Raw genomic sequence first — 12,272 nt, 5'->3', positions numbered from 1 at the left:
CTAATCCCCCTTAACCTTTGTAGGGTAAGGTTTCTAGTCAACGAATCGCACTCCCGTTTTTGGGCAGCCGCTTCGTTAGCTTGTAAGGTTTTCTGTAATTTGCGATCGCTTTCTGCTTGCTTAACCTCGATCATGCCCCGAATCGTGGCAGTCATCTGCTCAAATAAATGTTGAGTAGGTCTAAGGTAGTTGAGGTCTACTTGAATCTGAGTTTGACATTGGTTGCAGGTGCGGTCAAGGAAGATTTGTAGAAATCCCAGGTCATCATTGGGCAAACTCAATGCTTTAATGTTCTCTAAGCTGGATCTATAGTTCTGGATGTTGGTAGTAATCGCAGTGCTGTGGTCTTCCATGTCCCGCAGGTATTTAGCATAGTGAAATGCCCTTTGGGGTATTTCCTTGAGCCACTGGTTGAGTTCCTCTAGGGTTTCTTCAGGGGGTTGGACTAATTGCTCTACCTTTTGCTCTAATTCCCTATAGAGTTCCAAGGCTTGATCATGACAGTGGCGGGATTGAGAATAAGCGTAAAGTATTTTACTGCGACAACCGAGCAAATTGAGCAGGGAGTGGTAAGCCTCGACGGTTTTGCTCAAGGTTTCAGGATGAGAGTTTAACCACACCAGAATGTGACAGCGTTCCCTGGGCGTCTCTTTGTCATTATCATACTCAAAAATAGGACTACCGAAGAGTTGACCCGTTGCTGGTAGTTGGAGATAGTCTGCTGTTTCCTTGACTAACGCTGCAACACAGTGATTAGCAAAGTCTTCATAGGCGGATTCTTCGACATTAACTGGTTTAGCAAATAGCAGTAGGGTCTGTCCGATGGAGGCTTGGATTTGGTCAGTGGGATTGAGCTGACTTAGCTGGGCTAACTCTACAGTTTCACGGTAACGTAGGGTCAGGTCAAGGGCATAGGTATCATGAATGCGCAGGGGATAAACTTCTCCCATCAGGGGCAGACCATTTTTATCTGAGTCACTGTGAAAACGCAGCTGACGGGCTTGATCTGATTGGGGGTCTTTCCTGAGCAATTCCAGTGAATCATCTAGATAGGGTTTCTCCTCTGGTGTTGCTTCTTGGTCTTCATTGGTGGGATTGTAGTGGTACTGAGAATCTTTGGAATCGTAAGTGTAGCAGCGGAGTTCTGTTTTGAGGGATTTGAGGAGTTGGATATTACGTTGTTCACCAAGGGCAACACATTGTTCCCACAGTTGGTCGGCATTGTCCATCATCTGTTGGTTGCCTTTGCTAATGTCTTGGCGAAGCTGAAAGGCGTAGAGGGTGAGGGTAGGATTGTGTGCTTTCCATGGTGTGGGTGTTTGGTTCATTTGCTAGTGTCTTGTGGTTTTTGCTCCTTAGTAGTTTCGCGAAAACTTTCTCGCATCTGGTTTTTTAGGAGTTTTTTGTAATCTTCGGGTTTAGGTTTGGGAATGGATTCATGTTGTGCCTTTCCTTTTCCAGGTGTTGAACCAAATAAGCTTTTTCTGGTTTCACTCCAAGCCTTGCGTATGTCGGGGGATTTTCTGCACCAAGCGGAAATTGCATTGAAGAGTGATAGAACATCTTCTTCTGGACACTTGTCTATTTTTTGCTCTAAATCAATTCTATTCTCGTCTGAAAAAACTGATGGTTGCTGTTTTATTATATGAATAAAAGCTTCGATGTGTTGTTCTGGTGTCAGTGGCATGATAAAAATTATGAGATAGATTTGGAGTGAGTTTTATTTACCGATGGCACAAAAGGCAGCCCAATAATAAGGTGATTGGAAAGGCTGTTCTTTATCAAACAAATCGAACAAGGCTTCTTCGGCAAGGGGAGTCAGGGACAGATGGTTTGTCCACTCTTCTAATTCTTCTTTCGTAACCTCCCGCAGCCATATTTGAGCTTCGTTGAGGGCAACCGCAATTTCACCCGTTTCTCTGGTAGGAGACTGACTTAGGTTTTGATAAAATTTAATCATTAAGAAGGCGGTGGGAAACTCATTCACTGTCCAAAGGCTGCTGACAACGCTGGGACTACCTGCATAGAGGAAACCACTGGGCAAACCAATGTATTCATCGCTGCTGTAATCATAAGTACTACTGTCAGTAGTTTTTATAACTGCAGTAATGCCTGTTTCACAAGCAGAGAGGGTGACAAGGCAGCATTGATTTAGACTGAGTTCAAAGATTTCCGCTACAGTAAGGCGTCCATCTTCTGGACTTTCATCTATGGCGAGAATCAGTGCTGATTCTAGGGGTGATTTTCGATTAAACTCACCATGACAAGAAAAATGACTACAGTGGGATAGGGGCATCTCTTGACTGGTCTTAACAGCAGCTTCAGTGGCATCCTGCTTGGCGAAGACTTGGAAAGACGAGAATAATGGCAGAATGTTCTTAACTTCTAAGTCGGCATAGTATAGATCGTTAGTCGGGTTTTGGATAGCAAAGAGCTTACTGAAATCGGGACACTGTTGGTTTTGACTCAGTTGCAGTAATTTGCAACTGGGAGCATATCGAACTCCTTTGGGAAACAAATCCAATAAGTAAGCATTGTTAGTTTGGGCATATTCCTCACTGTTGTTTGCCTGTTGCTTCCTATTCTCGATGGGCAATGCATGAAGCGGGAACAAATGTAAGAAACGATGGGGGATGAGAATCAACTGCTCGCACTCTTGGGGGAGTTCAGGGAGAATTTCCTCAATATGCAGAATCTGGGCTAATCGCTTTAGTAGCTTATCTAGATGAGTTTTCCACTGTTCTTCTTTCTCGTAGTCAGTGGTCAGATGCTTATCAATCAAATCAATTGTGGTCAGATGCTCATTAGTCGAATCAATTAGGGCTTTGCGCTCTTCAGAAGAAGATTGCCTAACCTGTGGGTGCTGATTTTGAACCGTGATGATAAAGGTAAGAATCTGATTGTCTGTGATATACCACTCGATAATAGCAGTGTGCTTATCAATGAGGGTTTGGATATCACTAAAGAGAATGGGTTCAACCTGTTGGGTGAATTGAAAACTAAGATCTAGTTGGTTGATTTCCTTGAGTAAGTTATCCTGCTCATGTTTTAAGCGGTTTAACCTTTGCTGCTGTTTCTTGATAGTTTCGCGGTATTCCTCCTCTGACTCCCGATTTATTTTTAATATCTCTAACTCTCGCTGTATTGCTAGGATTTCCTTTCGCAATTGGTCGAGTTGCTGACAATGAGTTTTATAAACCTCTGGGTTGGGATAGCGATCGCGTTTAGGATAGAGGGTTTTGTCAGCCAGCCGTTCTACTAGGTTTCTACCTTTGCTACGTTCAACATATTCAATTGCTTCGGTGGGTTTGTTTAGTTCCAGGCAGACTTCAACCATGCTGCTGTAGACTTGGTTGTATTGTTCAGCTAGTTTTTGTTTGTCTGCTTCGATGCCAGAACCAGAGACAATCTCACCACGGAGGGATTCTACTGTTTCGATAGCCTCAGAAAAGGTATGGTAAGCGTTGGTTAACTGTTGGGCATCTTGGTAGGCAAGCCCAAGGTTAAATAAGGTTTCGGCATGGTTTTGGGGAAAAGCCTCACTGGTGTAAACTTGCAAAGCCCCTTGGTAAGCCTTGATGGCTGGTTCGAGGAGGTTTCCCCTAATATTTTGACGGTAGGCATTCCTCAGATTATATTGAGTCATTGCCCACTTTTGGGGAAAAGCCTCACGGGTGCACACTTGCAAAGCTTCTTGGTAAACCTTGATGGCGACTTCGATACGGTAGGCATTCCCCAGATTATATTGAGTCATTGCCCACTTTTGGGGAAAAGCCTCACGGGTGTACACTTGCAAAGCTTCTTGGTAAACCTTGATGGCGACTTCGATGTTGTCCTCCTTCTCTCCCCTGATTCTTTCACTGTAGGCAGCTGCCAGATTATTTTGAGTCATTGCCCACTTTTGGGGACAAGCTTCACGGGTGTAAACTTGCAAAGCCCCTTGGCAAGCCTTGATGGCTGCTTCGAGGTTGTCTGCCTTCTTTCCTCTGATTCTGTTACGGTAGCCAATTGCCAAATTATTTTGAGTACCTGCCCACTTTTGGGGAAAAGCCTCACGGGTGTAAACTTGCAAAGCCCCTTGGTAAGCCTTGATGGCTGCTTCGAGGTTGTCTGCCTTCTTTCCCCTGATTCTTTCACTGTAGGCATTGCCCAGATTATTTTGAATGGTTGCCCACTTTTGGGGGAAAGCCTCACGGGTATACACTTCCAAAGCCTTTTGGTAAGCCTCGATAGCATCTTCGAGGTTGTCTGCTTTATTTCCCCTGATTCTGTTACGGTAGGCATTCCCCAGATTATTTTGAGTTATTGCCCAATCTCGGGGAAAAGCCTCACGGGTAAAAACAGTGCCAACCACCTCATAGCCAGTAATAGCAATCTCTAAGTTAATCGCTCTACTGCCTCGGGGAAACTCCTGAATCAGAATACTGAAATTGAGAATAATTCCTGCGATACCACGGGCTTGTTGTTGTTCCACTTTCTTCAGTGTCGCCGTTGCCCAGTCTCGCAATAGCACTGCTAAGTTATCATCTAGCTGATCTAGATTTGCTTGCAGTAGGGGATAAACCACTTGCGGGTTGCCGTTGCTTTTTCCAGTTGCCTGCAATACCTCGATCAGGAAGTTAAGTTGTGAGTCGGCAGTGGGCAATTGGGAAGAGGTAGGACTTGTTGATGATAATCCCAGGGCCTCAGCTAGCTGACGGGCAACACTGGTTAAAAATTCAGCATTATCTTTATCTCCCTCCTGTGCCAACCACTTTGCCACCTGTTGCATCACCTGCACCAACTCCCCATCTACCAAATCCTGATGGGAGTTCAAAATCTCTGGTTCCTTGCCACTGGGACAACTCAGCAGCTTTTGAATCAGCCTGAGATAGGCTTGGAGGCGTTCTTCATCCATGGGGCAAAGCAGATGTTAACCAATAGCTGCTGCCATCAATGATTATTATTTCTTAATTCTATAATATTCCCCAAGAAGGGATACCACTGGGGAAATTGGGGAGCACAATCATACCCAAAATCAGGGTAAGTATTCAGCTATCAGCTATCAGCTGATGGCATAGTGCACGCTACAAGAACAGCTTTTGAATAAGCAGTAGTGGTAAAGATGTAGTAATTTGGCTACGGTGTAGTCAAGGTTTCGGGGGTTAAAATCACTACTTCTGTACCACCACCGTTTTTTGTTGACCGTTGACCCTTTACCGTTAACCAGAGACTTCAGTCATAGTGCCCTAGGTCAGGCTACTTGAGATGGAAATTTAAATGCATCTTAGGGAACCAAAGTATAGGGTTTTTATTTGAGATGTAAACATAGGATGCATCAAGACAGGGAAAAGGAAAGAAGGAACAAGTAAGAGTAGTAAAGAGATCCGAATAGTTTTTGATGTTATCAGAAATAAGCAAGATTGTTCATGACCTATTTGTAAATGCTATATCTTATAAATTTTCTCTTATTAAAGGATTTTTCATCAAAACTTGATTAACTTAAATATTGAGTAAAGTTTACGTTTACTAGCTCAATTAGTACTGATCCATATGTAATAGTATTGTTGGGAAATAAATCAGTCTTTAACCTTAACTAGTTCATTGTTTTCATAGCTACCAACCTAAAGCCGTCAAAAAAAAGACCCCCATCTGGGGATAATAATCAACAATGAACACTATCCTTAGATCACGCAGCTTAAGTTCCTAGGGATTTTTCTTATTAGTTACATCCATGCTTACACTAGTTGGCTTGGATGGGTCAGATCATGCTGCTTGCTTATTAAGAGGCTCTAGATTTTAGAATTAATTGATTTGAGCCCCTTAATGTTTAGATGTTCTGACTTATAGCTTTTCTGGCATTTATGAGGTATGCTTATCAACCTCAAAGTCCCCCTGAAAAAGGGGGATTTAGGGGGATCGCTTTGTACCTCATGGAAGAGAGAATTGCTATATTAATGAATTTTCCAAAACTATTCAAATAGTTCGAGCAAATAGTGTCGTCGCGAAAACCATAGCATTTTACCTAACAAAGGAGTAATCAATTTTATGTCTACTCGTCAATTGTTCAATGTCTTAACCCTATGCTCAGGTACAGTAAGTTTAGTTAGTGCGGCAACTCTTTTAAGTGCTAACCCAGCTCTGGCAATTGTCAATGGCAGTTTTGAAACTGGTGATTTCACCCCATGGGCAACGATAGGCGACACAAGTATTGAGACAGAAGCGTTTGGAAGTGGTCCAACCGATGGAGACTTCCAAGCTCTACTAACCACTGGTTTTGGCTCAGTTCCTGTCTCGGATCTAGAAACATTTCTAGGATTAACAGCTGGAAGCTTAGCTACTATCCCTAATCTTCCCAATGTAGACACTCCCAGAGAGGGTTCTGCAATTCAACAAACCTTCACGGCCCATGCCGGAGATATTTTGACTTTTGATTGGAACTTTCTCACCAATGAAGACACATCTTTTACTCCAGCAGTTTTTAACGATTTTTCTTTCGTGAGCATAGCTAAAATGGTAGATGGGCTAGCTGACACCAACTCCCCACTATTCATAACATCTTTGACACCTTTCTTTCAAGAGACTGGCTTTCAGAGTTTTTCTTATACCTTTGACACCTCCGGAAGCTTTAGTTTAGGATTTGGAGTCTTAGACGAGGATGATACTGCTGTTAGCTCTGGACTGCTGATTGACAATGTTGAGCTCACATCCGTCCCGGAACCTGCTTCAATTTTGGGCTTACTAGCATTAAGTGCTTTGGGAACAGGTGCAGCTTTCAAAAAAAAGACTGCTTAAGCATATGCGCTACGGGAACAGCGTTCAGCGCTCAGCGCTCAGCAGACAAAATACATTCTTGTAATTAGTTTAAATTAATCATCAATTAACCCCACTGGTTTAAAACACTGGTGGGGTTAATTGATGATTGATGATTGATGATTTATGATTTGTGATTGATAATTTATCTACAAATTAACCAAGATTTCAATATAGCCATTAATTTATTCCGTCTGGTGTACAGATGAAAGCCTATAGAGGGATAACCGCTCCCTATTCCCTATTCCCTACTCCCTAAACCAAGACATACCAACGAACAATACAATAATCTGATCCCTCGGTTTTAGTGCTTATCCTGATTTCAACACAGGTTTTGAGGCTGTATACTTGACGAAACTTAAGAGAATCCTATACCACGGGTTTATGGCACGGTTGCTCCAACTGAGTATATGCTAGATATCTACTTGTTCTGATGCGCGCCTGTGGCATTTCTATAGAAACAGACTCCTTGGTGACAGGCGATATCCCTATACTGGGCTACCCAAAAATACTTAAGACTTATTAAAACTTGACGCTACAGGAAATAAACAATGAAATTAAATCCTTTGCCTCAAAAGCACTTGTCCTCACCTCAACCAATTCAGGAAGACATTGATCAAGGGGTTGAACAGCAACCACAAGCCCCATTACCCGAACTAGAAACGGAAGCTGCCGGGGAAGCAACCAATACCCCAGGCAATCCCTCCCGCAAAAAGCGACCGATGTGGCCTTTTCTTCTGCTCGGTATCGGTATTCTAGCATTGGGTGCGATCGCTTTCAAACAGTCCCAACCTAATCCCGAGGTATCACAAAACACAATCACAGCAGCCCCAGCTGAACCTAACCGGTTACCTGTACGAGCCACCCCAGTCAAAACTTATCCACTGCAACAGTTAGTCTTTGGCAATGGTTACGTTGCAGCAGTGCGAGGCAAACACCTGACCTTCCAAACCTCAGGAACCATCACCTATCTCAAAAAAGTTAATGGACGGGATCTGCGAGAGGGAGATTTTGTCAAAAAGGGTGAATTACTAGCAAAATTAGATGACCGCAGACTGCGAGCAGAACTGGCACAAGCTCAAGCCCAAACTGCTGAAGCTCAGACCCAACGGGTAACAGCACAGGCTAACTTATCTCAAGCTCAAGCAAATGTAGAACAAGCCAAAGCACAAGTACTCAGCGCCCAAGCCGAGTTTGAAGTAGCAAAAAATGATTTTGATTTAGGGATATCTGAATTCAAACGCCGTCTAGAACTTTTCGATGCTGGTGTGATCTCAGAGAGTGATGTTGATGTCTACAGAAATAGAGCCGAGGATGCTCAATCCCAAGTCAGAGCAGCACAAGCTCAGGTTAATGCTGCCTTGAGCAATGTCAAAGCCGCTGAAAGTCAGTTAGCATCTGCCCAGTCACAATTAACTGCTACTCAAGCCCAGATTGCTTCAGCCAAGGCTGGGCAAACTCGCTCTACCATTAGTCTAGAAGATGCGGAGATTATAGCACCCTTTGATGGGATTGTAGCCCACCTTAATATCCGAGAGGGAGACTTCTGGACAACCCAAATTTTAAACAGTGCAACCACTGGTGATTATCAGACTGTAGTCGATTCAGTGCCTATCATTGTCAATGACCCTAGCGCTTATGAAGTCGATGTCGAACTACCCACCTTTTATGGCCCATTGGTGCAACCGGGTCAATCAGCTTATGTGGTGTTAGATCAAGACATGAGTACTGCCTCTAGTAGAGGCATGACCCAACAGGAATTGTTTCGCCTTGCTAAAGCCCGAGGCGCAATTTTTTCAGTCAGTCCTTCGGTTAACCCTGGTGAGCGTTCTGTAAACGTGACCGTCCGCCTGTACCAAGGAAGTAAGAATGTACTGGATGGGGAGCGAGTTTCTCTTTGGATCGCTGTGGCAGAAAACCCCACAGCCCTAAGTGTTCCTCTTAATGCAATTGTCTACCGAGACCAGAAAACCTATGTATTTGTTGTAAATCAACAAGAAAACGTCGTCAAACTGCGTCCGGTAACAGCGGGGATTAGGGGGATTTCTATGCAAGAAATTACAAGTGGTGTTGAAGTTGGCGACTTAGTGGTCACAGAAGGACTAAATCGCTTAGTTGATGGCACACCAGTTGAAGTGATTGACTAGCAATTTGGAAAGTTTGTAATTGGTCAGATGACGTTTTCCTTTGGTAGGTAATTGATGAGTAGTAAGCTGGTTTCATCCAACTATAAACCTGAGGGTTTACAGGATAAATTACATCATAATGGCCATGATGTGCCTGATGTTAACCAAGCCTCAGGTTTAGCTAAATTCTTTTTCCTGAAAACAGTATTTGGTATTCTCCTGATCGTTTTGCTAACCTTGGGTGGATTGATGGGTTATCAGTCCATGGTCAAAGAAGCCGATCCAGATGTGGAAATTCCCATGGCGATAGTGACTACTAGTTGGCCAGGGGCTGACCCAGAAACCATAGAAACTCAAGTCACCGATAAAATTGAAAAAGAACTCAAATCCCTAAAGGGATTGAAGAAAGTTGAGAGTGCTTCTTTCAACGGTTTCTCCCAGATATCAGTGGAATTTCAAGCTAATGCCAATGTTCAGGAGTCGATGGCACTGCTGCGGCAAAAAGTCGATGATGCTGAACCGGAGATTAATTCAGAGGCTAATCAACCAAATATAGAGCAAATCTCTGCCCAAGATGTCCCAATTTTCTCGATTGCTTTATATGGTAATCTCGATCCGGCGGTGTTCAGTCGGGCGGCGGAAGATATTCAAGAAAGACTCGAAAAAGTCTCGGATGTACGGGAGGTTAATGTAGCAGGACAACGGAAAGAAGTTATCAATGTCCAACTTATCCCCAGCCGCATGATTACTTTGGGGATTTCCCCAACCACAGTAAGTGACCGCCTCAGAGTTGCTAACCAAGATATGCCCTGGGATCAGATTGAAAATGAACAGATTGGGGCTCAGGTGCGATTGTACGGTAGGTTTCGTACCTTGGAAGATTTACGTAGCTTGCCTATCACTCGTTTGGGTGGTAGTGATGGTAGGGTAGTGCGCCTAGATGAAGTTGCCTTAGTACGTCGGGATTTGGAAAGGGAAAAGACTCGTGCTTTCATTAGTTGGCAGGGTTCTGAGTTTGAACCCACCGTCAGCATGGATGTAGTGAAAGTACCAGGGTCTGACTCGATTAAGGTCATCGAAAAAACCTTAGAAGAACTGGAGTCTCTCAAGCAAGACCTCAATGTCTGGCCTTTTGGGATGGATTATCGGATTACCTACAGGCAGGACGAACAGATTCACGATGAGCAGAATAACCTGATCAGTAATGTGATTCAGGCAGTGGTTGGTGTTTTTATCATCTTGTTCATTGCCCTGACCTGGCGAGAAGCCATAATTGCTGGGTTATCGATTCCTTTAACCTTTCTCGGAGCTATATTTCTGCTCTGGCTTGGTGGGTACACCCTCAACAATATGATCTTATATGGGATGGTCATAGCACTAGGATTGCTGGTGGATGTATTCATCTTAATGATGGAGGGGATGCATGATGGACTGTTTGTGGAAGGGTTAACCTTTAATCAGGCAGCCCTTAAGACTGTGAGAACCTATGCAGCACCAGCGTTTTCCGGTCAGCTAACAACCATTCTAGCTATGGCTCCCCTTCTGGTAATTAGTGGCACCATGGGCAAGTTTATACGCTTAATGCCCATTACAGCAATTATCTGTCTGTTGCTCAGTTATGCGATCGCTTTATTAATCGATATACCCTTGTCTCGCTTTCTGTTGGGTAATGTCAAAGGCGGGATGCAAAAAACCCGCATTGATAAATTAACCGAATCCGCCTCTGAATGGTTTAAAAACTGGAGTCTCAAGTTTACAGTACGTAACCGAGCCACTGCTGGTGCTTGGATTGTCGGCACTGTAGTTCTTTTTATGATCTCTTTGGTGGCAGTTGCGCAATTACCAGGAACGCTTTTTCCTGATGCTGACACCAGGCCTATCAGTATCAATGTGGAATTACCCCCCACAGCCACCTTGGACAAGTCTCAAGAAGTGGCAGATGATTTAGGAGAAATTTTGCGTTCCAAGGATTATTTTGAAAGTGTCACCAAATTAGTTGGTCAAAAAAGTGGTTTAGTGGCAGAGAGTGGTCTTAAGCCGACACAGGATAACTATTTACTAGGTTTCTCAGCACTATTTACCAAAAAAAACGAGCGCGACCAGTTGTCCTATGACTATATAGATGACTTGCGCACAGAACTGAATCAGGCCATCCGTAATTATCCTGGAGCATCCCTAGTCATCAATGTTCCTGGTACTGCTGAAGGCGGAGACCCCATTGCCATTGAGCTAAAAGGCAATGACATGAACACACTGCGGCAGATTTCCGGTGAAGTCCAATTAGCACTGCGCCAGATTGATGGGACTGAAGATGTTCGTGATGGCTTGGGAGACTTGCGCAACGATATCAAACTTCGACCCAAACGGGAAGCTATGGATTTTTATGGCATCACGGAAAATGACCTAGCCCTGCAGGGACGCTACATTATGACCGATAACGAGATTACAGACTCTGCCATTAGAGCAGGAAAAGACGACTTAGAAATTCGTCTGAGTACTGCGTGGCCTTCCCGCAATGGCGCTGTAGGTGGTCCCACTCGTCGTGATGAGTTGAGAATGATTCAACTGTTTTCATCAGACCACGGAGCAATATCGGGAGAGGCGATATTGGATGTTGAGCAGAGTATGGCTCCCCTATCGATTACCCATACAGATACCGAACGCACAGTTACTGTTTATTCTAAAGCTAAAGGTCGCACCTCTGGAGAGATTTTGGCAGAGTTACAGCCAAAATTAGAGCAAATGAAGAAAACATGGTCTCCAGGTTATGATTACAAATTCGGCGGACAGGCTGAAACTCAAAGTGAGACCTTTGGTTCCGCAGTTAACATGTCCTATGTATCACTTTTCTTAGTTTTTTCGGTACTGGTGCTGCAATTTGGCTCTTTCAGCCAGCCTTTCATTATTATGCTCTCTATCCCCTTTGCTTTGATTGGCACTTTTAGTGGTTTCTCTTTGGTGGGGATACCCCTTTCGTTTCCTGCCATAATTGGGATTATTTCTCTAGTGGGAATTGTAGTTAATGATTCCATCGTGATCGTAGAAACCATGAACAACCATCGCTCAAGTGGAATGAAAGTGCGGCAAGCTGCAGCTCATGGTGCTTCTGACCGATTGCGCCCGGTACTCACTACCAGTATTACCACCATGGTTGGTTTGATTCCTTTAGCACTAAGTGCTCCCATTTGGTTTCCGTTGTGTATGGCAATTATATTCGGTTTATGTGCCTCAACCTTGAGTGCTTTGCTGGTGATTCCCTGTTTGTATTTACAGTTGACGCCCAATCAGAGATAGGCAAGAGGCAATAGGCAATAGGCAACCCACCCCTAACCCCTCCCAGGAGGGGAAGGCAAT

6 protein-coding genes are annotated in these 12,272 nt (G+C 44.0%); 3 read left to right on the top strand and 3 right to left on the bottom strand.

Translation table 11 applies throughout. The annotated features are described in order from the left end of the window. From AC4II3_RS26740 to AC4II3_RS26730, 3 genes are all read right to left on the bottom strand, one after another. The coding region (locus AC4II3_RS26740) for a hypothetical protein (RefSeq protein WP_488010209.1) at positions 1-1,328 on the bottom strand (1,328 nt) is incomplete at its 3' end. Then, positions 1,325-1,687 carry a hypothetical protein gene (locus AC4II3_RS26735; protein WP_488010208.1) on the bottom strand — a complete coding sequence of 121 codons (363 nt, stop codon included), beginning with the start codon at positions 1,685-1,687 and terminating at the stop codon, positions 1,325-1,327. The genes AC4II3_RS26735 and AC4II3_RS26740, both read right to left, overlap by 4 nt. 33 nt (positions 1,688-1,720) lie before the next feature. Further along, positions 1,721-4,897 carry a CHAT domain-containing protein gene (locus AC4II3_RS26730; RefSeq protein ID WP_488010207.1) on the bottom strand — a complete coding sequence of 1,059 codons (3,177 nt, stop codon included), beginning with the start codon at positions 4,895-4,897 and terminating at the stop codon, positions 1,721-1,723. 1,130 nt (positions 4,898-6,027) lie between these two features. On the opposite strand from AC4II3_RS26730, the gene AC4II3_RS26725 reads away from it, so the two are divergent. From AC4II3_RS26725 to AC4II3_RS26715, 3 genes are all read left to right on the top strand, one after another. Next, entirely contained in the window at positions 6,028-6,774 is a 747-nt protein-coding gene (locus tag AC4II3_RS26725) for a PEP-CTERM sorting domain-containing protein (protein WP_488010206.1), read from the top strand. A gap of 569 nt (positions 6,775-7,343) precedes the next feature. Next, positions 7,344-8,939: an efflux RND transporter periplasmic adaptor subunit gene (locus tag AC4II3_RS26720; RefSeq protein ID WP_488010205.1), complete on the top strand. Its 1,596-nt coding sequence runs from the start codon at positions 7,344-7,346 to the stop codon at positions 8,937-8,939. Positions 8,940-8,993: 54 nt separating this feature from the next. After that, a complete protein-coding gene (locus tag AC4II3_RS26715) occupies positions 8,994-12,212 on the top strand; it encodes an efflux RND transporter permease subunit (protein WP_488010204.1) in 3,219 nt (1,072 codons plus the stop codon). The last annotated feature ends 60 nt before the right edge of the window (positions 12,213-12,272 follow it).

The sequence above is a fragment of the Moorena sp. genome, assembly GCF_982860115.1.
This window is presented reverse-complemented; position numbering and strand designations above follow the sequence as displayed.

What these genes read in the sequence shown, in the direction of transcription:
- AC4II3_RS26720 (WP_488010205.1), top strand. Translation starts at nt 7,344, where the DNA reads ATGAAATTAAATCCTTTGCCTCAAAAGCACTTGTCCTCACCTCAACCA.
- AC4II3_RS26730 (WP_488010207.1), bottom strand. Translation starts at nt 4,897, where the DNA reads ATGGATGAAGAACGCCTCCAAGCCTATCTCAGGCTGATTCAAAAGCTG.
- AC4II3_RS26715 (WP_488010204.1), top strand. Translation starts at nt 8,994, where the DNA reads ATGAGTAGTAAGCTGGTTTCATCCAACTATAAACCTGAGGGTTTACAG.
- AC4II3_RS26725 (WP_488010206.1), top strand. Translation starts at nt 6,028, where the DNA reads ATGTCTACTCGTCAATTGTTCAATGTCTTAACCCTATGCTCAGGTACA.
- AC4II3_RS26735 (WP_488010208.1), bottom strand. Translation starts at nt 1,687, where the DNA reads ATGCCACTGACACCAGAACAACACATCGAAGCTTTTATTCATATAATA.